18 protein-coding genes and 2 tRNA genes are annotated in these 21,367 nt (G+C 71.8%); 9 read left to right on the top strand and 11 right to left on the bottom strand.

The window, feature by feature from the left end:
- Window positions 1-662: 662 nt before the first annotated feature.
- Window positions 663-1,538, top strand: a complete 876-nt coding sequence (locus AB0C21_RS12095; RefSeq protein ID WP_500204052.1) for an SDR family NAD(P)-dependent oxidoreductase — start codon at window positions 663-665, stop codon at window positions 1,536-1,538.
- Between the two features lie 9 nt (window positions 1,539-1,547).
- Entirely contained in the window at window positions 1,548-2,033 is a 486-nt protein-coding gene (locus tag AB0C21_RS12100) for a MerR family transcriptional regulator (protein WP_500204053.1), read from the top strand.
- A 400-nt stretch (window positions 2,034-2,433) separates the two neighbouring features.
- Here the strand turns inward: AB0C21_RS12100 and AB0C21_RS12105 are convergent.
- A tRNA-Gly gene (locus AB0C21_RS12105) sits at window positions 2,434-2,504 on the bottom strand.
- A gap of 135 nt (window positions 2,505-2,639) precedes the next feature.
- Here AB0C21_RS12105 and AB0C21_RS12110 point away from each other — a divergent pair.
- Window positions 2,640-2,716 (top strand) — tRNA-Pro (locus tag AB0C21_RS12110).
- 45 nt (window positions 2,717-2,761) lie between these two features.
- Here the strand turns inward: AB0C21_RS12110 and alaS are convergent.
- On the bottom strand, window positions 2,762-5,392 hold the full coding sequence (gene alaS / locus AB0C21_RS12115) for an alanine--tRNA ligase (protein WP_500204054.1): 2,631 nt from the start codon (window positions 5,390-5,392) through the stop codon (window positions 2,762-2,764).
- A 129-nt stretch (window positions 5,393-5,521) separates the two neighbouring features.
- The gene (locus AB0C21_RS12120) at window positions 5,522-5,902 is read right to left on the bottom strand and encodes a winged helix-turn-helix transcriptional regulator (RefSeq protein WP_500204055.1); all 381 of its coding nucleotides are present in this window, start codon (window positions 5,900-5,902) and stop codon (window positions 5,522-5,524) included.
- Between the two features lie 123 nt (window positions 5,903-6,025).
- On the opposite strand from AB0C21_RS12120, the gene AB0C21_RS12125 reads away from it, so the two are divergent.
- Window positions 6,026-6,604 carry a YceI family protein gene (locus AB0C21_RS12125; protein WP_500204056.1) on the top strand — a complete coding sequence of 193 codons (579 nt, stop codon included), beginning with the start codon at window positions 6,026-6,028 and terminating at the stop codon, window positions 6,602-6,604.
- Between the two features lie 73 nt (window positions 6,605-6,677).
- Here AB0C21_RS12125 and AB0C21_RS12130 read toward each other — a convergent pair whose 3' ends face one another.
- From AB0C21_RS12130 to AB0C21_RS12140, 3 genes are read right to left on the bottom strand one after another with little or no spacing between them, the layout of a single operon-like run.
- The gene (locus AB0C21_RS12130; RefSeq protein ID WP_500204057.1) at window positions 6,678-7,361 is read right to left on the bottom strand and encodes an HAD family hydrolase; all 684 of its coding nucleotides are present in this window, start codon (window positions 7,359-7,361) and stop codon (window positions 6,678-6,680) included.
- The gene (locus AB0C21_RS12135; protein ID WP_500204058.1) at window positions 7,358-8,182 is read right to left on the bottom strand and encodes an alpha/beta fold hydrolase; all 825 of its coding nucleotides are present in this window, start codon (window positions 8,180-8,182) and stop codon (window positions 7,358-7,360) included. The genes AB0C21_RS12130 and AB0C21_RS12135 overlap by 4 nt, the downstream gene beginning before the upstream one ends.
- 28 nt (window positions 8,183-8,210) lie before the next feature.
- Window positions 8,211-8,804, bottom strand: coding sequence for a TetR/AcrR family transcriptional regulator (locus tag AB0C21_RS12140; protein ID WP_500204059.1), 594 nt, complete (start codon window positions 8,802-8,804; stop codon window positions 8,211-8,213).
- Window positions 8,805-8,886: 82 nt separating this feature from the next.
- Here AB0C21_RS12140 and AB0C21_RS12145 point away from each other — a divergent pair, with 82 nt between their 5' ends.
- Window positions 8,887-9,684 carry an SDR family oxidoreductase gene (locus tag AB0C21_RS12145; protein ID WP_500204060.1) on the top strand — a complete coding sequence of 266 codons (798 nt, stop codon included), beginning with the start codon at window positions 8,887-8,889 and terminating at the stop codon, window positions 9,682-9,684.
- Window positions 9,685-9,774: 90 nt separating this feature from the next.
- On the opposite strand, the gene AB0C21_RS12150 is transcribed toward AB0C21_RS12145, so the two are convergent.
- Window positions 9,775-11,607: a glycosyl hydrolase family 18 protein gene (locus AB0C21_RS12150; RefSeq protein WP_500204061.1), complete on the bottom strand. Its 1,833-nt coding sequence runs from the start codon at window positions 11,605-11,607 to the stop codon at window positions 9,775-9,777.
- Window positions 11,608-11,798: 191 nt separating this feature from the next.
- Window positions 11,799-12,284 (bottom strand): MarR family winged helix-turn-helix transcriptional regulator, encoded by a 486-nt coding sequence (locus tag AB0C21_RS12155; RefSeq protein ID WP_500204062.1) that lies wholly within the window; start codon window positions 12,282-12,284, stop codon window positions 11,799-11,801.
- Between the two features lie 61 nt (window positions 12,285-12,345).
- Here AB0C21_RS12155 and AB0C21_RS12160 point away from each other — a divergent pair, with 61 nt between their 5' ends.
- On the top strand, window positions 12,346-12,762 hold the full coding sequence (locus tag AB0C21_RS12160; protein ID WP_500204063.1) for a cupin domain-containing protein: 417 nt from the start codon (window positions 12,346-12,348) through the stop codon (window positions 12,760-12,762).
- A 76-nt stretch (window positions 12,763-12,838) separates the two neighbouring features.
- Here the strand turns inward: AB0C21_RS12160 and AB0C21_RS12165 are convergent, their stop codons facing one another.
- Together AB0C21_RS12165 and AB0C21_RS12170 are read right to left on the bottom strand one after the other, a co-directional pair.
- Window positions 12,839-13,483 carry a LuxR C-terminal-related transcriptional regulator gene (locus AB0C21_RS12165; protein ID WP_500204064.1) on the bottom strand — a complete coding sequence of 215 codons (645 nt, stop codon included), beginning with the start codon at window positions 13,481-13,483 and terminating at the stop codon, window positions 12,839-12,841.
- Window positions 13,435-14,769, bottom strand: a complete 1,335-nt coding sequence (locus AB0C21_RS12170) for a sensor histidine kinase (RefSeq protein ID WP_500204065.1) — start codon at window positions 14,767-14,769, stop codon at window positions 13,435-13,437. Before AB0C21_RS12170 ends, AB0C21_RS12165 begins: the two co-directional genes overlap by 49 nt.
- 153 nt (window positions 14,770-14,922) lie before the next feature.
- Here AB0C21_RS12170 and AB0C21_RS12175 point away from each other — a divergent pair, with 153 nt between their 5' ends.
- Window positions 14,923-17,505 (top strand): Tex family protein, encoded by a 2,583-nt coding sequence (locus AB0C21_RS12175; protein ID WP_500204066.1) that lies wholly within the window; start codon window positions 14,923-14,925, stop codon window positions 17,503-17,505.
- Window positions 17,506-17,556: 51 nt separating this feature from the next.
- On the opposite strand, the gene AB0C21_RS12180 is transcribed toward AB0C21_RS12175, so the two are convergent.
- Window positions 17,557-18,705 carry a DMT family transporter gene (locus AB0C21_RS12180; protein WP_500204067.1) on the bottom strand — a complete coding sequence of 383 codons (1,149 nt, stop codon included), beginning with the start codon at window positions 18,703-18,705 and terminating at the stop codon, window positions 17,557-17,559.
- Between the two features lie 294 nt (window positions 18,706-18,999).
- Between AB0C21_RS12180 and tig the strand changes: the two genes are divergently transcribed.
- Together tig and AB0C21_RS12190 are read left to right on the top strand one after the other, a co-directional pair.
- A complete protein-coding gene (tig, locus tag AB0C21_RS12185; protein ID WP_500204068.1) occupies window positions 19,000-20,487 on the top strand; it encodes a trigger factor in 1,488 nt (495 codons plus the stop codon).
- Between the two features lie 246 nt (window positions 20,488-20,733).
- Window positions 20,734-21,366, top strand: coding sequence for a ClpP family protease (locus AB0C21_RS12190; RefSeq protein WP_149261679.1), 633 nt, complete (start codon window positions 20,734-20,736; stop codon window positions 21,364-21,366).
- The last annotated feature ends 1 nt before the right edge of the window (window position 21,367 follow it).

The following is a 21,367-nucleotide window of genomic DNA, read 5'->3' on the forward strand; positions in this document are numbered from 1 at the left end:
GCGGCCGCGCTACGAGGAGCCGCGCCACGAGCGAGACATCCCGAGAACGGAAGCCCTCGGACGAGATGGTTCGGCAGCTCCCGGAAGGGAGCCGGACAGTGAAGCAGATGAGCTAGGACGAGCTGCTCGCCCTCCCCACCACGGTCAGCGTTGAGACCGCCGCTCGTGCCCTCGGGCTCGGACGAACACGCGCCTACCAGCTCGCCCGCCAAGGCCAGTTCCTCTGCAAGGTGATTCGCATCGGCACGAGCTACCGCATCGTGACGGTCGACCTCCGCCGGCTCCTCGGCATCGAGCCGAGCTAGCGACTCGTCCAACGAACGAAGGTCCGGTTCCCGTTCGGGAGCCGGGCCTTCCGTGTAGGCCCCCGCTCCGAACGTGTCCCCACCCGCCAGGCTCCCCGGTCTGGGGCTGGTAGGGCGGACCCAGTCGAGAGCCTGGAAATCCCAGGGTCCTCAGCGAACTGAAGGGTCCTCAGCGAACGGAGGGTGGCTTTGGGGGCGTGGCGGGCGTATCCGGTCCTTGGGTTCGGGAGCAAGGGACGACGTACGGCTCTGCAGGCTGACCGGGGACCACGAGCGCGTCGGCAGGCTGACCGTCGACGAGCAGCGGTGGACGCCGCGCTTGCGTTCGAGCGCGCTCGAACTCTTAGCGTCGCCGGCATGACATCTCAAGCAGGGACTCAGCGGACATGGATCATCACCGGCGCGTCGGCGGGCTTTGGCCGTGCCATCGCGGAGTGTGCGGTCGGGCGGGGCGACAACGTGGTGCTGGCCGTGCGGCGCCCCCGGTCGGTGGCCGACCTCGCGGACGCCCACCGCGACCAGGTGCTGGTCGCCGAGCTCGACGTGCGTGACACCGGGCGCGCCGGGGACGTCGTACGGGCGGCGGTCGACCGGTTCGGTCGGGTGGACGTGCTGGTGAACAACGCGGGCCGCGGGGTCGTCGGCGCGGCCGAGGAGGTCGGCGAACAGGAGCTTCGCGCGTCTTTGGAACTGCACCTGCTGGGTCCGGCGGCGCTCGTGCGGGCCGTCCTGCCGTACTTCCGCGAGCAGGGGTCGGGCACGATCGTGCAGATGAGCAGCCAGGGAGGGCGCATCTCCTTCCCCGGTGTCGGCGCGTACTCGGCCGGCAAGTTCGCGCTCGAAGGCTGGTCGGAGGCGCTGGCCGGCGAGGTAGCGCCGTTCGGGGTCCGGGTGATGATCGTCGAGCCGAGCCGGTTCCGCACCTCGTTCAACGCGCCCGACGTGCTCGGGGTCGCCGACGCCAGCCCCGCGTACGCCGGGCTGCTGGGGGCCGTCCGGAACGACATGGCGAGCGCCGACGGGATCCAGGAGGGCGATCCGGTACGGGCCGCGGAGATCATCGTGGACCTGGTCGCCGGTGGCGAGTTGCCGCTGCGCCTTCCGCTCGGGCGTGAGGCGGTCGAGCGCATCGGAAGGTCCTACCGGCAGAACCTGGAGGAACTCGAACGCTGGGCCCCTACCGCGCGTGCCGCCGACTTCCCCGGCGCTCCCGCATCCGCCCGGCCGATTTAGAGTGTCGCCATGGCCACGGACGATCTGATGTCGAGGGCGCTCGCCGCCCTCGACGAGGTCGACGGCCCGATGTCGGTCGAGGTGATCCACCGCCTCGTCGACGTCAGCGCCGCCACCGACCCCATGACCATCACGGAGGTCGCCGACCTGCTCGACATGTCGCCGCACACGCTGCGCTACTACGAGCGGATCGGGCTGGTCGAGGTGGCCCGCGACGCCAGCGGCCACCGCAGCTACGACGCGGCGGCGGTGCGGCGACTGGTGTTCCTGACCCGCATGCGCCTGTCCGGGATGGCCATGCGCGACCTCCAGCACTACATGCGGCTGGCCGACGAGGGCGACGACACCGTCCCCGAGCGCCTCGACCTGCTGCTCGAACACCGCGACACGATCCGCCGACAGCTCAAGGAGCTGACCCTGTCGCTGGCGGCGACCGAATACAAGATCGCCACCTACGGCGGCCACACCGGCCCGTCGTCAGCGGAGCAGGCCTGACCAACCGAACCGTGCCGAATGGGTCCACCGAGCCCAGTCGGCACGGTCACCCTCGTCTTCGTCGCTGGGGCGAAGACATCGGCTCGACGCGGACGTCATGATCGGTGCCGACGGCATCCACGCGCGGACCCGGCAGATGATCGACCCGGACGTACCGAAGGCCCAGCCACACATGGAGGGTTGGGGGCACGCCCGGGAGCCGGACCTTCCGCGTCGAGGACGCACGATCCGCCACCGTGCTGATCTCCGCCAGGGACAGTCAGACCATGATCGCGAAGCACGGCAGTTGAACCAGGATGCCGCTCAGACGTGCCAGATCCCAGTGACAAACGGGTGACAATTGATCTTCAAAAGGGCACCCAAGATCGCCCCACGGGGCTCTGACCTGGGGAAACAAAAGAGCGGGCGACGGGAATCGAACCCGCGTAGCCAGTTTGGAAGACTGGGGCTCTACCATTGAGCTACGCCCGCGAGCGCTAGGGCCCGGGTGGGCCTCGATCGCCAACCCGTAGCGTACAGGGTTCTCGGGGCGGGTGTGCCGGGGCGGAGCGGGCGAGGGCCGATCGGGACTACACTGCTCGCGTCATCGCGTTCGGCGGTGGTGTGCGGGCTGTAGCGCAGTTTGGTAGCGCACTGGCTTTGGGTGCCAGGGGTCGTGGGTTCAAATCCCGCCAGCCCGACCAATGGGACGTCCGCACGGGGTGCGGGCGACCCCGTGCGGACGTTGACTACGACTTCGCCGCCAGGAGGGCGCGGGCTTCGGTTGCCGCGGTCGTCAGCGCCCTTGGCAGGTTCTCCGGGTGGCGGCCGCCCGCGTTCGCGATCCGGCCCTTGCCGCCCGCGCCGCCGCCCACCTCGCGGGCCGCGGAGGTCAGCAGGTCGCGGGCCTGGAGGCCGGTGGACGTGCCCGCCGCCGCTACCAGCACCGCCTTGCCGTCCGATTCGGTGCCGAGGACGATGACGCCGCGCTGGTCGCGGCGGGTGAGGACGCCGGTCGCGATCGTGCGGAGGTCGGCGCCGGTCAGGCCGGGGACGGAGCGCGCCACCAGCCAGCCGCCGGGCACCGGTTCGGCGAGCGAGGCCAGGTGGTCGGCGTGCCGGTCGAGTTCGGTGCGGTGCATCGCCTCCAAGCGGCGCTGTGTCGCCGCGAGTGTTTCCAGGCGTTGCCGGAGGCGGGCCGGGGCCTGGTCGGGACGGACGTTCAGCAGCGCCGCGAGCTCCTTCAGGAGCGACGCGGTGCGGTCGTGGTGGCGGAGGGCGTCGGCGCCGGTGAGGGCCTCGATCCGGCGCAGGCCGGTGCCGATGGACGACTCGCCGACGATGTGGACGGGGCCCGCCTGCGAGCCGTGGCCGACGTGGGTGCCGCCGCAGAGTTCGCGGGAGGCGTCCCCGATGTCCACGATGCGGACGTCGTCGCCGTACCTCTCGCCGAACAGCGCGATCGCGCCCGCGCGTTCCGCCTCCGCCCGGCTCGCCTCCCAGACGCGCACCTCGGGGTCGGCGAGGAGGTAGTCGTTGACGAGGGTCTGGACGAGGTCGGTGTCGACGGGGGAGAAGTGCGCGAAGTCGAAGCGCAGGCGTCCGGGCTCGACGCGGGAGCCCTGCTGCGCGGCGTGGTCGCCGAGGGTGCGGCGCAGCATCGCGTGCAGGACGTGGGTGGCGCTGTGCGAGCGCGCGGTGGCCGCGCGGCGGTCTCCGTCCACGACCGCCTCGGCGTCGTCGCCTGGGCGGATCTCGCCGTCCACGATGCGGACGGTGTGGACGTGCAGGCCGTCCAGTCCTGGCCGGGTGTCGACGACCTCCAGGGTCGCGCCGGAGGTGCGGATCGTGCCCGTGTCGCCGACCTGGCCGCCTGACTCCGCGTAGAAGGGGCTCCGGGTCAGGATCACCTCCAGTTCGTCGCCCTCGGCCGCGGTGGGCACCTCGCCGTCCGGGCCGAGCAGGGCGCCGATCTGTGTTTCGGCTGTTTCGGTGGAGTGGCCGACGAAGTCGGTGAGGCCGTGCGACGCGGCGACGCGCCGGTAGAGGTCCTGGCGCGCGACCGCGCCGCCCTTGCGGCCCTGGCCGGCGCGGTGCGCCTGGCGGCGCTGCGCTTCGAGGAGCTCGGCGAACGCCTCCTCGTCGACGGTGAGGCCGGCCGACCGCGCCGCGTCGACGGTCAGGTCGATCGGGAAGCCGTAGGTGTCGTGCAGCTCGAACGCGGTCCGGCCGGAGATGGTGGTCGTCGCGCGGCCGATCGCCGCGTCGAGGAGCTGGGAGCCCTGGCGCAGCGTCCGCTCGAACGCCTCCTCTTCGGCCGTGACGACCTGCTCGATCAGCTCGGACCGCCGCGACAGCTCCGGCCAGGTCCCGCCGAGGGTGCCGACGACGCTGGAGGTCAGTGCGGGCAGGGCGGGGCCGTCGATGCCGAGCTTGCGCGCGTGCCGGATCGCGCGGCGCATCAGGCCGCGCAGGACGTAGCCGCGGCCGTCGCCGGCGGGCATGACGCCGTCCGCGACGAGGAACGCGATCGAGCGGGAGTGTTCGGTGACGATGCGGAAGGACGCCGAGTCGTCGCTGCCGTCGCGCCCCGGGTAGCCGCGTCCCGCCATCTCCTGGACGAGCCTGAACGTCGGCGCGAGCATGTCGGTCTCGCACGCGGTGTCGACGCCCTGCAGCACCGCCGCGAGACGGTCGAGACCGAGCCCCGTGTCGATGTTCTGTGAGGGGAGCTCGCCGAGGATCGGATATCCGTCCTTGCCGGAGCCCTCCCCACGGAGGTTCTGCATGAAGACGAGGTTCCACAGCTCCAGGTATCGCTCGCCGTCCACGGCGGGTCCGCCCTCACGTCCGAAGGACGGCCCCCTGTCGTAGTGCAGTTCGGAGGACGGTCCGCAGGGGCCGGGGATGCCCATCGACCAGTAGTTGTCCTCCATACCGAGCCGCTGGATCCGCTCGGAGGGGACCCCGACGCGACGCCAGAGCCGGACGGCCTCGTCGTCGTCCAGGTAGACGGTGACCCAGAGGCGGAGTGGGTCGAGGCCGTAGTGGCGGGTGAGAAGCTCCCACGCCCAGGAGATGGCCTCCGCCTTGAAGTAGTCGCCGAAGGAGAAGTTGCCGAGCATCTCGAAGAACGTGGTGTGCCGCGCGGTGCGGCCCACGTTCTCGATGTCGGACGTACGCACGCACTTCTGCACGGACACCGCGCGGGGGTGTTCGGGCGTGGTCTCGCCTAGGAAGTGCGGCTTGAACTGGTTCATGCCCGCGTTCACCAGCAGGAGCGTGGGATCCGAGGGGATCAGCGGGCTGGACGGCACGACGCGGTGGTCGCGCTCCTGGAAGAAGTCCAGGAAGGTCGAACGGATGTCAGTCGAGCGCATGGGACGGCCTCACGAGGTCGATGGGATGACGGAGCACACCGCCGAGCCGGGCCGGGCACGTCTGCGCGTTCCCCGGCTCGGCGCGGCTAGCTCGCCGTCCCACCTCGTGAATGACCATCGCCGCCCACGTTAGCTGCGCACGTCCTCCGACTGCACGTCGTTTTGGCGGGCGTCGTAGTCGGCGCGGGCCGTGTCGATCTGGACAAGGTGGTCCTCGGCCCAGGCGACGAGGGTGCCGGCGGCGTCCATCAGCGTCGCGCCCATGGGAGTGAGGGTGTACTCCACGCGCGGAGGCACCACGGGGTAGACCGTCCGGATGACGATGCCGTCGCGTTCCAGGCCGCGCAGCGTGACGGTGAGCATCCGCTGGCTGATGCCGTCGATCTCGCGCTTCAGCTCGGTGAACCGCTTGGTGCCCTCGCCGAGCAGCGCGATGACCAGCAGGGACCACTTGTCCCCGATCCGGTCGAGGATCTCGCGGGCGCGGCAGCCCGCGACGGTGTGCTCCATTGGTTCTCTCCAGGTGACCAGGGCAGAAAAAAGTGCCTTCTTGTGCCGGTTGTTGCGGTGTCCGCACCATGGTGACGGTTCCCAATCGGAACCGCCTTACCTTCCATAACCGTAGGAGACACGATGACGGCCCAGCTTGTCGAGATCCCCGGCTACATCGCCGGAACCTGGACCATCGACCCCCTGCACACCGGGATCGGCTTCACCATCCGGCATCTGATGGTCAGCCGGGTCCGCGGCCGCTTCGGGACGTTCGACGGGACGATCGTGACCGGCGCCGACCCGCTCGACTCGTCGGTGACCGCGACGATCGACCTGGCGTCGGTCGACACCGGGAACGCCCAGCGCGACGAGCACCTCAGGTCCGCCGACTACCTGGACGTCGCGAAGTACCCCGCCATGACCTACGCCTCCACCGGAGTGCGCCCCGACGGCGAGGACTTCGTGCTGGACGGCGAGTTGACGCTGCGCGGGCTGACCAGGGAGGTCCCGCTCCGGCTGGAGGTCGGCGGGTTCGGCCCCGACCCGTTCCGGCAGGACGACCCGTCCAAGGGCGCCCGCGCCGGTTTCACCGCGACGGGTGAGATCAGCCGGCTGGAGTTCGGGGTCGGCGCGGCGACGACCCTCGCGGGCGGCGGGCTCGCGCTGAGCGACAAGATCCAGATCGTCCTGGAGATCCAGGCGGTCCTCCAGACCGACTGAGACCGGCCGAGCGCCCCGGACGGTGCGCGCCGCCGCCGCGGAGGCGGTGCCCACCGCCCGGGAGAGCGGACGGTCAGCCCGTGAGCAGCGGGGGGAGCGCGTCCAGCGTCGTGATGCGCGGGACGTCCAGGGCGGACGGCTCCGGGGCGCCGGAGCGGTCGAGCCACACGCCGGTGAGGCCCGCGGCGGCGGCGCCCTGCGCGTCGGTGACGAGGCGGTCCCCGACGTAGGCGGCCGCGTGCGGCTCGGCGCCGAGGGCCGCGCAGGCGGTCAGGAAGATCCCGGCGGCGGGCTTGGCGGAGCCGGCCTCGCTGGAGGCCACGACGACGGGGAGCCGCTCGGCGAACCCGATCCGCTCGACCTTCGAGCGCTGCTGCGCGGCGTCGCCGTTGGTGACGACTCCGAGGCGGAGGCCGCGCGCGGCGAGCAGGTCGAGCGCCGGCTCCGCGTCCGGGAACGGGCGCCAGGCGGCCTTGTAGCGGGCCACGTACCCGCTGAGCCGGGCGTCGGCGCGGGCGTCGTCCCAGTCGCCGAGGCCGAGTTCCCGGGCGAGCGTGGCCATCCGGAAGCGGCGCTGCTCGATGAAGGTCAGCTCGCCCGCCACGTACCGGTCGACCGCCTCGTCGGTCAGCTCCGCCCAGCGCGGGACGAGCCACGCAGGATCGACGTCCGGGAACGTCGCGACGATCGCCTCGCGCGAGGCCCCCTCGTGGTCGAGGAGCGTCCCGTCCAGGTCGAACAGCACCGCCGCGATCATGTGAGGAAACCGAGGAGCGCGGCGGCCAGCTCGGCGGGCGCGTCCTCCTGCACCAGGTGCCCCGCGCCCTCGATCGGCTGGAGGCGCGAGCCCGGGACGAGGCCGGCCAGTTCGTGGCCCTTCTCGATCGGGATCCAGGTGTCCTCGGCGCCCCAGCAGATCAGGACCGGGAGGTCCAGCTCGCCGTAGCGGCCCTGGACCTCGTCGGTGAAGCGCTGGTCGGCCTGCGCGATCTGCCGGTAGAACGCGGGCTGCCCGGCTTCCCCCAGCCACGGATCCACTAGCGCGTCGAGGGTGGCCGGGTGCAGGCCGCGGTGGCTCGCCGACGTCACGTACTCCCGGACGAGGGCGCCGTGCAACGCGGGCGGCAGCTGCTCGAACACCTCCGCGTTGGCCCCGACAAGGCGGAAGAACGGCGACCCCCACGGGGCGAGCGCGACCGGATCGACCAGGACGAGGTCGCGGTAGCGCGCCCCGTGCAGGAGATGCGCCCGCAGGGACACGGCTCCGCCGAAGTCGTGCGCCACGACGGACGGCTCGTCCAGGCCCCAATGCGCCAGCAGTTCGGTGAACACCCTGCCTTGCGCCGCCAGCGAGACGTCCTGCCCATCGCTCATCTCGGACGTCCCATAGCCCGGCATGTCCCACACGTACACGCGGTGGGTAGCCGCCAGAGCGCGCGCGACACCACGCCACACATACGAAGAGAACGGTGTGCCATGCAGGAGGACGACCGGATCCGCATGCTCGTTCCCGAACACATCCCACCTGACCTCACCACTCTTGCTTCGGTGGATCTGACGCAGCGTCCAGTCCTGCAAGGAAGCTCCCCAATGTCGTCGAATCGGGTCAGCCGAACCCGTGGGATTCGGCGAGTACCCGTGCCGCCTCCATGACCGACGCGCGGCGGCGCGCGAAGGCGGCGGCGTCGTCCTCCTCGTCCAGGATCACCCGGCGCAGCTGCGGGACGGCGAAGTTCCACGCGATGAGGCCGAACACGGTGAACATCAGGTCTTGGACGGCCCGCGTACGGCCCGGGTCCGCGGGGCCGCCGCCGTGCTCCGTGAAGCGCGCGGCCTTGCGCCGGAACTCCTCGCGGCGCTCCGCCTCGCCCTGCACCTGGCCCGGGGTCTCCAAAGCTTCCCAGAGCAGCAGCCTGACCAGCTCCGGGTGCTCCCTGTACCAGTCGAACAGCCGGCCCACGGAGTCCGCCAGGCCGTCCGGATCGATGTCGGTCGCGTTGCCGATCTCCGCCATCTTCGCGCGCACCACGGCGCCGAACAACTTCTCCTTGCCGCCGAAGTACAGGTAGATGGCCTGCTTGTTGGCCCGCGCCTCGGTGGCGATGCGATCGATCCGGGCGCCCGCGAGCCCGCGCGCGGCGAACTCGGCGGTGGCGGCCTGGAAGATCCGCCGGCGGGTCGCCTCCGCGTCGTAGCCCATACGCGGATTAAACCACCCGGTTGACTTCGGCCGGGCCGGCGGGCACTCTAAAACAACCAGATGGTTTATTTATGGAGGACGCATGACCACGACCGAAGCACCCGTCCCAGTCCGCTCACCGCTCCCGGAGAGCCTCGCCGGCCGCACGGCGGTGATCCTCGGAGGCAGCTCCGGCATCGGCCTGGCCGCGGGGGAACTGCTCGCCTCGGTCGGTGCGCGGATCGTGCTCGCGAGCCGCGACAGGACCCGGCTGGACACCGCCGTGGCGCGAGTGGCCGCGGCCGGGACCGCGGCCCAGGTGCTGGGAGCGGCCGCCGACGTCACGGACGAGAACGCGCTGGAGGAGGTATTCGAGAGCGCCGGCACCGTCGACCACGTGCTGGTGACGGCCGGGCGCCCCGCCGGGATGGGGCCGCTCACCGGGCTCACCCGGGACATCGTGCGGGACGCCGTCGAGGGACCGGCGTGGGCGGTGGTCGCCGTCGCGCGCGCCGCCGCCCGCCGGATGCCCCCGGGCGGGTCGATCACGCTGACCTCGGGCATCCTCGTCACGCGTCCCCGTCCGGGGATGTCCGCGCCGGTCGCGGGGGGCGGCGCCGTCGAGACGCTCACCCGCGCGCTCGCCGTCGAGTACGCGCCCGCACGCCTGCGGGTCAACGCGATCCGGTTCGGGGCCTTCGACACCCCCCTGCTGCGGACGGCCTACGGAACCGCCTCCGGCGCGGAGGGCGACGCGGCCATGGCCGAGGCGGGCGGGTCCATGCCGCTCGGACGGTTCGGGACGGCCGAGGAGGCCGCCTCCGCCGCCCTGTTCCTCATGGCCAACCCCTACATGAACGGCGAGATCCTCACGGTGGACGGAGGCCAGTCCCTCGTCTGAGCAAGGGGCGGGCCCCTGACCGGCGTCCGGTGGTCAGGGGCCCGAAGTCTCGGCTGTCTGAGGGGCTGGGAGTCCCCTTCTGCGAACAGCTCAGCCGAGACCGCTCTTGATCGCGGTGATCAGTTCACCGCCCGTCGTGTCGCCGCTGAGCTCCCAGAAGAAGGCGCCGCCGAGACCCTGGTCGTTGGCGAAGCCCGTCTTCCCGCGGATGGTGGACGGGGTGTCGTAGCTCCACCACTCGCTGCCGCACTTGGCGTAGGCGGTCCCGGCGACCGTCCCCGTCGCGGGGCACTTGCCCTTGAGGACCTTGTAGTCCTCGATGCCGGCCTCGTAGGTGCCGGGCGCGGCGCCCGTCGCGGTGCCGCCCGGCTCGGACTGGGTGACGCCGGTCCAGCCGCGGCCGTAGAAGCCGATCCCGAGCAGGAGCTTGGCCGCCGGCACGCCCTTGGCCCGGAGCTTGGAGATGGCGTCGGTGGTGTTGAAGCCCTGCTGCGGGATGCCCGGGTAGGACGTGAGCGGCGAGTGCGGCGCCGTCGGTCCCTTGGCGTCCCAGGCGCCGAAGTAGTCGTAGGTCATGGGGTTGTACCAGTCGACGTACTGGGCGGCGCCCGCGTAGTCGGTGACGTCCATCTTGCCGCCGTCGCTCGCGTCCGCGGTGATCGCGGCCGTCACGAGGTTGCCGGACCCGAACTTGGCCCGCACCGCCGACATCAGCTTCTTGAACGCGTCCGGGCCGCTGGTGTCGCAGGTGAGGCCGCAGGCGTTCGGGTACTCCCAGTCGATGTCGATGCCGTCGAACACGTCGGCCCAGCGCGGGTCCTCGACGAGGTTGTAGCAGGACTCGGCGAACGCGGCCGGGTTCTGGGCGGCCTGGCCGAAGCCGCCGGACCAGGTCCAGCCGCCGAAGGACCACAGCACCTTGAGGTTCGGGTGCAGCTTCTTCAGCTTGCGCAGCTGGTTGAAGTTGCCGCGCAGCGGCTGGTCCCAGTTGTCGGCGACGCCGTCGACGCTCTGGTCGGCGGTGTAGGCCTTGTCGTAGTCGGCGTAGGAGTCGCCGATCGCGCAGCGGCCGCCCGTCACGTTGCCGAACGCGTAGTTGATGTGCGTGAGCTTGTCGGCCGAGCCGCTCGTCTCGATGTTCTTGACGTGGTAGTTGCGCTGGTAGACGCCCCAGTTGGTGAAGTAGCCGACGACCTTGCCGCCGCCGCCCGGGTTGCCGCCGCCGCCGTCGGCGGTGGTGACCGACACCGAGGCCGACGCGGGGGAGGTGTTCCCTGCGGCGTCCTTGGCCTTGACGGTGAAGGTGTAGGCGGTCTTGGCGGACAGCCCGCCGACGGTCGTGCCGGTGCCGGTCACGGACGCGGCCTTGGCGGAGCCGTTGTAGACGTCGTAGCCGGTGACGCCGACGTTGTCGGTCGAGGCGTTCCAGGCCAGCGACACGCTGGTGGCGGTCGTGCCGGTGGAGCGGAGGCCGGACGGAGCCGAGGGGGCCTCGGTGTCGTCGCCGGGGGGAGTGGAGCCGTCGCAGGCGGCGCCGTTGATCGTGCAGCCGGTGAACCAGCCGGAGCCGCTGCCGCCGAACCCGAAGCTGGCGCTCGCGCCCGCGGCGACCGTGCCGTTCCAGCCGGCGTTGGCGAACGTGTAGTGGTTCCCGGAGACGGTCTTCGTCGCGTCCCAGACGCTGCCGATCGACGTCCCCGACGGCAGGTCCGCCTCCAGCTTCCAGCTGCTGATCGCGGAACCGGTCCCGTTGGTGATGGTGCACTTGCCGTCGAAGCCGGTGCCCCAGTCGGAGGTCTTGGTGCAGGCGGCGGTGACGGTCCCGGCCGACGACGCCGGGGGCGCCGTGAGCAGGGCGGTGGCCGCCGTCAGTATCGCTGCGCCGGCGAGCGCGATGGCCCGCCGTCCGCCCGGTCGTGACATGGTTCTCCGTTCGGTTCGGCCCCCGAAGCAAACAGGAATCCCGCGTACTCTTAGGAAAGTTTCCTAAGAATTGCGCCGATCGTAACCGGGCCGAACGGTGCCGACAAGGCCCTCAGGGCACCCCGCCGACGCCGGACCGAGTGGTCTAAGCGACTGCCTGGACCCATACGGTCACCGGCCGCGCAGAAAAATCAGGACGTGCCGAACCATCCCGGCATGTCGAGCCGCCACAGGTCCGCGGGCGTCATCCGGCGGAGGTCCTGCTCCAGGGCGCGCATGCGGTCGGCGCCGAGCGTCCGGACCCAGTCGCCCCGGATCCGCTCGAAGACGCGCTCGGACCGGGCGAGGGAGTCCACGGCCCGCGGGGTCAGCCGGACGATCTTTCGGCGGGCGTCCCGCGGGTCGCTGCCGCGCTCCAGGTAGCCCGCCCGCTCCAGCGACTTCACCATCTTGCCCGCGGCCTGCTTGGACACCCCGAGCCGGCGGCCGAGCTCCACCGCCGTCGTGCCGTCCAGGCCGATGGCCTGGAAGACGAAGCCGTGCATCGGGCGCAGGTCCGGATGCCCCTCCCGGGCCAGCTCGGCGTGCAGCTCGTCGCTGATCGTGCGGAACGCCAGGAAGAGCCGCAGCGGCAGCTCGAAGCCGGGCGCGTCCCGCGGCCCGTCGTCACTTGACATGAAAGACAACCTCGTTGACTATATGGACAACCACATTGTCTAACTTAGGGGACGGAGAGCCATGACGCTCATCCGCAACGCCGAGAGCCGCCGGACCGAGACGCCGAACGCCGTGATGATCACCGCCGCCACGCCGACCCAGGGCGGCACCGAGGGGCTCGCCGTCTGGCGCGTGGAGATGGCGCCGGGCAAGACCGGTCCGCTGCACGCCATGGACACCGAGCAGGTGTGGACGTTCCTCGACGGCGACGCCACCGTCGACCTCGACGGCCGCAAGCTGGAGGCGGGCCCGGGCGACACCGTCGTCCTGCCCGCCGACGTGCGCCGGCAGATCACGACAGGGGACACCGGGTTCACCGCCGTCGTCGCGGCCCACGCGGGCTGCCTCGCCTACGACCCGGACGCGCTGGTGGACGAGACCCGGTGCGCGATCGCGCCCCAGGGGGACGAGCGGATCGTCCCGCCCTGGGCCCAGTGACCGGAGGCCCGGTGACCGGAGGCCCGGTGACCGGAGGCCCGGTGACCGGAGGCCCGGTGACCGGAAGCCCCGGTGATCAGGCGCCCAGGTAGGCCAGGACCGCGAGGACGCGGCGGTTGTCGTCCTCGGACGGCGGCAGTCCGAGCTTGCCGAAGATGCTGTTGGTGTGCTTGCTGATCGCCTTCTCGGTGACGAACAGCTTCGCGGCGATCGCGGCGTTCGAGCGGCCCTCCGCCATCAGCCCGAGCACCTCGCGCTCGCGGGGAGTGAGCTGCTGCAGCGGCTCCTCGCGGGCGTGCCGGGTGAGCAGCTGGGCCACCACGTCCGGGTCGAGGGCGGTGCCGCCGTCCGCGACCCGGCGCACCGCCTCCACGAAGACCTTGACGTCCGAGACGCGGTCCTTCAGCAGGTAGCCGATGCCGCCCGTGCTGTCGGACAGCAGTTCCCGCGCGTACAGCTGCTCCACGTGCTGGGACAGCACGAGCACCGGCAGGCCCGGGATCTCCTTGCGGGCCTCCAGCGCGGCCTTCAGGCCCTCGTCGGTGAACGTCGGCGGGAGCCGGACGTCCACCACCGCCACGTCCGGGCGGTGCGCGGTCAGCGCCCGCAGCAGGGACGGGCCGTTGTCGACCGCCTCGACGACCTCGAAGCCGAACGCGCCCAGCAGGCGGATCAGCCCGTCCCGGAGGAGGGCGAGGTCTTCGGCGATGACAACGCGCACGGCAGCTCCATGGTCACGACGGTCGGCCCGCCGACCGGGCTCGTCACGGCCATGGTCCCATCGAAAGCCGCGAGCCTGCGCTCGATACCGCGCATTCCGCTCCCGGCCGCCGGGTCGGCGCCGCCCGTGCCGTCGTCTCCGACGATCATGAGCAGCCGGTCCCCGGTGTGCTCGATCTGCACCCACGCGCGCCGCGCGGCCGAGTGCTTGACGGTGTTGGCGAGCATCTCCGCGACCGCGAAGTACGCCGCCGACTCCACCGGGGCGTCACTGCGCCCGGGCAGGTCGATCCGGACGTCCACGGGCAGCGGCAGGGTGAGCGCCAGTGCGCGCACCGCCCCGTCGAGCCCGCGCTCGGCCAGCACCGGCGGATGGATGCCCCGGACCAGGTCGCGCAGCTCCGTCAGCGCCGTTCCGCTCGCCTCGCGGGCCTCGGCCAGGAGTTGCTGCGCCGTCTCGGGGTCGTGCTTCATCATCTCCTCGGCGAGGCCGATGTTCATGCTCAGCGCGACCAGCCGGGCCTGCGCGCCGTCGTGCAGGTCCCGCTCGATGCGGCGCAGCTCGGCCGCCGAGGCGTCCACCGCGTCCGACCGCGTCTCGGTGAGCCGCTGGACGCGCTCGGCCAGCGCGCCCCGCGTCGGCGCCAGCAGCGACCGGCAGAACACCGCGTGCGCCTTCAGGAGCACCGGCCCGAGCCGGACCGCCAGCGCGGTCAGCGCCGCGCCCAGCACGATGGTCCCGACGACGCCGACCACGCCCCAGTCGGCCAGCAACCAGAAGGGGCCCCACCCGTAGTCGGTCAGCTGCGCCACCCACCACGCTACGAGGACGCCCTCCAGCCCGTAGATCGTCATGCCCCCCGCGAGGACGCCGAGGACGAGCGCGACCGGCACGTTCAGGATCGTCCACAGCAGGTCCCGCCACGAGGCCGGGTCGGTGAGGATCCATTTCAGCCGGCCGAAGGGGCCCGCGCCGGCGGGCTCCGGCCGGTACGGGACGGGGACCGCCACCCCCGACCACTCGGCCGCCCAGGCGCGCTGCTGGTTGGTGAGCGTGCGGATCGCCTGGAACATCACGGGTGCCAGCACGACCCCGAACCCCAGGGGGATGAACGCCACCGACAGCACGGTCAGGATGAACAACGGCAGGCCCACCGCGTACGCCAGCACGATCTGGACGACGGAGCGGAGGAAGTCGATGAGGGCGCGCCGCCCGTACTCGCGCAGTAGCTCGCCCACCCGTTCCTCCAGGGATTCGCCGTTCTTGCGGACCTCCACCATTGTCATGGTTCGCGTCCCGGCGCTCGGTGGTGCTAGACCCCCTCTTCACGGCCGGGGCGGTGGGGTTAGGCCTACCGTCATCCGGTCCCGACAAGACAACAGGCCCCGTTCCCTGGACAATGCACAGGCGACACCCAGGGGAGAAAGCGAATCCAAGCTGTGACAGCGACCATCAGCCAGACGTCCGACGGCCAGGGCCACGGGCCCGCCCTCCGGCCCATCACCGAGCGCATCGCCGAGGAGATCGGCGTCCGCGAGGGCCAGGTGCGGGTCGCGGTGGACCTGCTCGACGGCGGGGCGACCGTCCCGTTCATCGCCCGCTACCGCAAGGAGGCGACCGGAGCGCTCGACGACGCCCAGCTCCGCGCGCTGGAGGAGCGGCTGCGCTACCTGCGCGAGCTGGACGAGCGCCGCGCCGCGATCCTGGAGTCGGTCGAGTCGCAGGGCAAGCTCACGGACGAGCTGCGGGCCCAGATCATGACGGCCGACTCCAAGGCGCGGCTGGAGGACATCTACCTCCCGTACAAGCCGAAGCGCCGCACCAAGGCGCAGATCGCCCGCGAGGCCGGACTCGAACCGCTCGCCGAGATGCTGCTCGGCGACCCGTCCCGCGACCCGCAGGCCGAGGCCGCCGCCTTCGTGGACGAGGAGAAGGGCGTCGCCGACGCGGCCGCCGCGCTGGAGGGCGCCCGCGCCATCCTGGTCGAGCGCTTCGCCGAGGACGCCGACCTCATCGGCGCGCTGCGCGAGCGCATGTGGAACCAGGGCCGCATGGTCTCGCGCGTCCGGGAGGGCAAGCAGGAGTCGGGCGCGAAGTTCTCCGACTACTTCGAGTTCGCCGAGCCGTTCGCGAAGCTGCCCTCGCACCGCGTCCTCGCGCTGTTCCGCGGGGAGAAGGAAGAGGTCCTCGACCTCGACCTGGAGCCCGAGGAGGCGGGGGACGACCCCGCGGCGCGCAGCTCCTACGAGGTGGAGATCGCGCGCCGGTTCCAGATCACCGACCAGGGCCGTCCCGCCGACAAGTGGCTGTCGGACGCCGTCCGGTGGGCCTGGCGCACCCGGATCCTCGTCCACCTCGGCATCGACCTGCGCACCCGGCTGCGGCAGGAGGCCGAGGACGAGGCGGTCCGCGTGTTCGCGGCCAACCTGCGCGACCTCCTGCTCGCCGCGCCCGCCGGCACCCGCGCCACCATGGGCCTGGACCCGGGCCTGCGCACCGGCGTCAAGGTCGCCGTCGTCGACGCGACCGGCAAGGTCGTGGCGACCGACACCATCTACCCGCACGAGCCCCGGCGCAAGTGGGACGAGTCGATCGAGACGCTCGCCCGGCTGGCCCGCGAGCACCGGGTCGACCTGGTCTCGATCGGCAACGGCACCGCCTCGCGCGAGACCGACAAGCTCGCCGCCGACCTGATCGCCCGGTACCCCGACCTGGGGCTCACCAAGGTCATGGTGTCGGAGGCGGGCGCGTCGGTGTACTCGGCGTCGGAGTACGCGGGCCGCGAGCTTCCCGGCATGGACGTCTCGCTGCGCGGCGCCGTGTCCATCGCCCGCCGCCTGCAGGACCCGCTCGCCGAACTCGTCAAGATCGACCCCAAGTCGATCGGCGTCGGCCAGTACCAGCACGACGTCTCCGAGGTGAAGCTGTCGCGCTCCCTCGACGCCGTCGTGGAGGACTGCGTGAACGCCGTCGGCGTCGACGTCAACACCGCGTCCGCGCCGCTGCTCACCCGCGTGTCCGGCATCGGGGAGGGCCTCGCGGAGAACATCGTCGCGCACCGCGACGCCAACGGCCCCTTCCGCAGCCGCGCGGGGCTGAAGGGCGTCCCGCGGCTCGGCCCGAAGGCGTTCGAGCAGTGCGCCGGCTTCCTGCGCATCCCCGGTGGGGACGACCCGCTCGACGCCTCCAGCGTGCACCCCGAGTCCTACCCGGTCGTCCGCCGGATCCTGGACGCCGCCGGCACCGACATCAAGGCCCTCGTCGGCAACACCGCCGTCCTGCGCTCGCTCAGGCCGGCGGAGTTCGTCGACGACACCTTCGGGCTGCCGACCGTCACCGACATCCTCGCCGAGCTGGAGAAGCCCGGCCGCGACCCGCGCCCCGCGTTCCGGACCGCCACGTTCAAGGAGGGCGTCGACAAGCTCGGCGACCTCGAACCCGGCATGGTCCTGGAAGGCGTCGTCACCAACGTCGCGGCGTTCGGGGCGTTCGTGGACGTCGGCGTCCACCAGGACGGGCTCGTCCACATCTCCGCGATGTCGGACAAGTTCGTGTCCGACCCGCGCGACGTCGCCAAGCCCGGCGACATCGTCCGGGTGAAGGTCCTGGACGTCGACCTGCAGCGCAAGCGCATCTCGCTGACCCTGCGCCTGGACGACGAGCCGGGCCGCGACCAGCAGGGCGGCGGTCGCCGCGCTGAGCAGGGCGGCGGGCGCCGCGGCGGCGGCGAGCAGCGCGACCGCGGTCCGCGTCCGGGCCGCGGCGGGCAGGACGGGCGCGGCGACCAAAACCGGCGCGGTCAGGGCCAGCGCGGTCAGGACCAGCGCGGTCAGGACCAGCGCGGTCAGGACCAGCGCGGCCGGAACCAGCGGGGAGGGCAGCGCGGCGGCGGGCAGGGCGGCGGCGGGCAGGGCGGCGGCGACTTCTCCGGCGGCGGCGCCATGGCCGACGCGCTCCGGCGGGCCGGCCTGGACAAGGGCCTGCCCGGCAAGGACAAGGGCCGCTCCGGCAAGGGCCGCTGAGCCCGGCTACGCGTAACGGACGGCGTCCCGTGCTCCGCGCAGGGGCGCCGTTCAGCCGTCGCCGAAGCCGCGCCAGCGCCCGTCCGAACCCGTGTCGGTCGGGGGCTGCGGCCGGACGGGACGGCGCGGCTGCTGCGACGCCGCATCCGGATGAGGGGCCTCGGGACGGTCGTAGGGGCCCCTCCCGAGCGGGTCGGTCGCGTAAGGGGAGCGCTGCGGCGGCACCTGGGGGGCCTGCCCGAGGCGCGGGCCGCCCAGGACGGGCCCGCCGACCGCCGTGCTACCGAACGGGTCCACCTCGTCGGCGGCCTCCGTGCGGGCGGAGTCGTCCGGCCCCTCCGGTATCGGCCGGTGCCGGGGGAACTGGAGGACGGCGATCGCGCCCAGCGCCAGCGCGCCCAGCCGCATCGCGGAGCGGCCCACGTCCTGCGGCCACGGCTCCGCGTAGAGGAAGGTGCCCATGGTCAGCAGGTAGCTCTTCGCGCTCACCGTCATCACGGTGGCCACGATCGACACCCGGCAGCGCTGGAAGGCCGCGACCATGATCCCGAACCCGACCGCCGCCGCCAGCACCGTCAGGTACGGCCACGGCGTCGCGGCGATCCGCAGGCTGGTGGCGTGCGCGTCGTCGCTCCACCCCTTGATCGCCAGCTCGGCGGTGCCGACCGGGAAGCCCGAGCTCAGCCCGTAGGCGATGCCGGTGACCGGGCGCGCGTGCCGGCCGTCCGGCCGGTGGTCGCCGAGGACGAGGATCAGCAGCGGCACGATCACCGCGGGGGCGACCACCGCGGCGATCTTCCACAGCGGCGCGTCGGCGGAGCCGATCGGCTCGTCCCCGCGCAGCGACCCGGTCAGCAGCAGGATCGCCGCGCCGATCAGCACCAGGCTGAGCCACTCGCGCGCGGTCAGCCGCTCGCCGAAGAACACCAGCGCGATCAGCAGCAGCGGCACGATGCCGGACATGAAGATCGGTACCGCGGTGGACAGGGGCAGGTTGCGCAGCGCGAGGATCTGCAGGCTGAGCCCGCCGAGCACGATCCCGAGCGCGATCAGGAAGATCCAGTTGCGGAGGACCGTCCACGCCAGGTGCGGGATGCGGTTGCCCCGGACAGGGGGCATCCGGTCCGCCGCCAGCTTGAACACGGCGAACCCGAGGTAGTAGAGACCGGTCGCACTGAAGGCCGCAGCTATCCCGTTCATCCCGGACGAGTATGGGGGTTCCGGTGCCCTATGTCACTGCCCGTGCGGCATCGTTGACGCGGTTTCGCCGGGCTTGTGGACGTCCGATGTCCGCAGACGGCGCCGCTACCCCATAGACTTGGCCGCGCGAAGGCGCGGAGCCGTATCTCGGCGTGGCCGCGCCGCTGAGAGACTGACCGGCCGAGCACCGCGGTGCAGCCGCCGCGCGGAGGCCGAGGGCTCGCAGGCAAAGAGAGAAGAGTACGCGTCGAACGCCGCGGCCGAGACAGCGCCCGATCAAGGAGACCGACCCCAGTGAAGACCGATGTCGAGGAGCTGACCCCCACGCGGGTCAAGCTCACCGTCGAGGTTCCGTTCGACGAGCTCAAGCCGAACCTCGACAAGGCGTACAAGGAGATCTCGCAGCAGGTGCGGATCAAGGGCTTCCGGCCCGGCAAGGTTCCCGCCCCGCTGATCGACAAGTACGTCGGCCGGGGCGCGGTCCTCCAGGAGGCGGTCAACGACGCGCTTCCCGAGCTGTACGGCCGCGCCGTCGAGGAGTCCGAGATCTTCGTGCTCGGGCAGCCCGACGTCGAGGTGACCGAGCTGGAGGACGGCACCCAGTTCGCGTTCACCGCCGAGGTCGACATCCGGCCGAAGTTCGAGGTGCCCGACTACGACGGCCTCGAGGTCGTCGTCGAGGACGCCGAGGTCACCGACGAGCAGGTCGAGGAGACCATCGGCAACCTCCGCGAGCGCTTCGCCTCCCTCACCGGCGCCGAGCGCGCGGCCGAGGAGGGCGACTTCGCCACCATCGACCTCGTCGCGCGGATCGACGGCGAGGAGATCGAGGACGCCTCCACCACCGGCTACTCCTACGAGGTCGGCAGCAACTCCGCCATCGAGGGCCTGGACGAGGCGATCACCGGTCTGGCCGCGGGCGAGGACAAGACCTTCACCGGCACCCTGGTCGGCGGCGAGCACGCCGGCGAGGAGGCCGAGATCACCGTCACGGTGCAGAGCGTCAAGGTGAAGAACCTGCCCGACCTGGACGACGAGTTCGCCCAGCTCGCCAGCGAGTTCGACACGATCGAGGAGCTGCGCGAGGACGTCCGCGTCCGGCTCGGCCGGCAGGTGAAGCTGCAGCAGCTGTCCGAGGCGCGCGACAAGGCCCTCGAGGCGCTCCTGGAGAAGGTCGACATCCCGCTTCCCGAGAAGGTCGTGGAAGAGGAGATCAGCCGCCGCAACCAGCAGCTGGAGCAGCAGCTCCAGATGGCGGGGATGTCCAAGGACGACTACCTCGAGGAAGAGGAGAAGACCGCCGAGGAGTTCGACGCCGAGGTCGCCGACGCGGCCCGGCTCGCGGTCAAGGGCGGCTTCGTGCTCGACCAGCTCGCCGTCCAGGAGGAGCTCGGCGTCGAGAACGAGGAGCTCAGCGAGTACGTCGTCTCGCAGGCGATGCAGATGGGCGTGCAGCCGCAGCAGCTCGCCGAGTACCTGACGCAGAACAACCAGCTTCCGGCGATCGTCTCCGAGGTGCTGCGCAGCAAGGCGCTGAACCTCGTCGTCGAGCACGTCACGGTCAAGGACGAGTCCGGCAACGAGATCGACGTCGACGCCGTCCAGCGGGAGCTGAACGGCGAGACCGTCCAGGCGGAGGACGCCGCCGAGGCCGAGGCCGCTGCCGAGCCCGAGGCCGGTGCGCAGGACGAGACCCCCGAGGAGACGGCTGAGGCCGCCGCTGAGGAGACCCCCGCCGCCGAGGCGGCCGACGAGCAGGACGCGAAGAGCAAGGACGCCTAGAGCCTTCTGGACGCCTTCGACGCACCGGGCGCGCCCCGCATCCGTACGACGGGTGCGGGGCGCGCGCGTGAGCGGGCCCGGCCGGCCCGCCGGCGGTGAGGATCCTCCCCAACGTGCGAGTCGCCCGGGCAGCCCCGGGTACGCCCCTGGCGAAAAGCCGGGCCCCCGGGCGTGAGTGGGCCCGTGAGCGCGTTAATGTCCAATCATCCGAACCGATTAAAAGGACCGGAGGAACACCCGGTGAGCATGCCTCCGACTTTCGAAGAGTCGTCGCGGATCCAGGCGCGGGTCGCCGAGGCGCCCCTGCTGCCTCTGGGCGACCAGCTTTTCCAGCGGCTGCTGCGCGAGCGCATCGTCTTCCTCGGCCAGCAGGTCGACGACGACATCGCCAACCGCATCTGCGCCGAGCTCCTGCTGCTGTCGGCCGAGGACGGCCGCCGCGACATCACGCTCTACATCAACTCGCCAGGTGGCTCCGTCACCGCCGGCATGGCGATCTACGACATCATGCAGTACGTCCCGAACGACGTCGTCACGGTCGGCATGGGCCTGGCCGCGTCGATGGGCCAGTTCCTGCTGTGCGCGGGCGCCCGGGGCAAGCGGTACGCCCTGCCGCACGCGCGGATCATGATGCACCAGCCGTCCGGCGGCATCGGCGGCACCGCCTCCGACATCAAGATCCAGGCCGAGCAGATGCTGTACGTGAAGAAGACGCTCGCCGAGAAGATCGCCGAACACACCGGCCAGGAACTCGACCAGATCGAGCGCGACTCCGACCGGGACCGCTGGTTCACCGCCGACGAGGCCAAGGACTACGGGTTCGTCGACCACGTGGTGCTCAGCGCCAACCAGGTGCCCTCCGAGGGCCCCGTCTCCTGAC

It is taken from the genome of Spirillospora sp. NPDC049024 (assembly GCF_040649235.1).
In the GTDB taxonomy this organism is placed as follows: domain Bacteria; phylum Actinomycetota; class Actinomycetes; order Streptosporangiales; family Streptosporangiaceae; genus Spirillospora.

What these genes read in the sequence shown, in the direction of transcription:
- AB0C21_RS12140 (WP_500204059.1), bottom strand. Translation starts at nt 8,804, where the DNA reads ATGGGCTACGACGCGGAGGCGACCCGCCGGCGGATCTTCCAGGCCGCC.
- AB0C21_RS12180 (WP_500204067.1), bottom strand. Translation starts at nt 18,705, where the DNA reads ATGAACGGGATAGCTGCGGCCTTCAGTGCGACCGGTCTCTACTACCTC.
- AB0C21_RS12190 (WP_149261679.1), top strand. Translation starts at nt 20,734, where the DNA reads ATGCCTCCGACTTTCGAAGAGTCGTCGCGGATCCAGGCGCGGGTCGCC.
- AB0C21_RS12095 (WP_500204052.1), top strand. Translation starts at nt 663, where the DNA reads ATGACATCTCAAGCAGGGACTCAGCGGACATGGATCATCACCGGCGCG.
- AB0C21_RS12155 (WP_500204062.1), bottom strand. Translation starts at nt 12,284, where the DNA reads ATGTCAAGTGACGACGGGCCGCGGGACGCGCCCGGCTTCGAGCTGCCG.
- AB0C21_RS12100 (WP_500204053.1), top strand. Translation starts at nt 1,548, where the DNA reads ATGGCCACGGACGATCTGATGTCGAGGGCGCTCGCCGCCCTCGACGAG.
- AB0C21_RS12145 (WP_500204060.1), top strand. Translation starts at nt 8,887, where the DNA reads ATGACCACGACCGAAGCACCCGTCCCAGTCCGCTCACCGCTCCCGGAG.
- alaS (WP_500204054.1), bottom strand. Translation starts at nt 5,392, where the DNA reads ATGCGCTCGACTGACATCCGTTCGACCTTCCTGGACTTCTTCCAGGAG.
- AB0C21_RS12150 (WP_500204061.1), bottom strand. Translation starts at nt 11,607, where the DNA reads ATGTCACGACCGGGCGGACGGCGGGCCATCGCGCTCGCCGGCGCAGCG.
- AB0C21_RS12130 (WP_500204057.1), bottom strand. Translation starts at nt 7,361, where the DNA reads ATGATCGCGGCGGTGCTGTTCGACCTGGACGGGACGCTCCTCGACCAC.
- AB0C21_RS12125 (WP_500204056.1), top strand. Translation starts at nt 6,026, where the DNA reads ATGACGGCCCAGCTTGTCGAGATCCCCGGCTACATCGCCGGAACCTGG.
- AB0C21_RS12120 (WP_500204055.1), bottom strand. Translation starts at nt 5,902, where the DNA reads ATGGAGCACACCGTCGCGGGCTGCCGCGCCCGCGAGATCCTCGACCGG.
- AB0C21_RS12160 (WP_500204063.1), top strand. Translation starts at nt 12,346, where the DNA reads ATGACGCTCATCCGCAACGCCGAGAGCCGCCGGACCGAGACGCCGAAC.
- AB0C21_RS12170 (WP_500204065.1), bottom strand. Translation starts at nt 14,769, where the DNA reads ATGACAATGGTGGAGGTCCGCAAGAACGGCGAATCCCTGGAGGAACGG.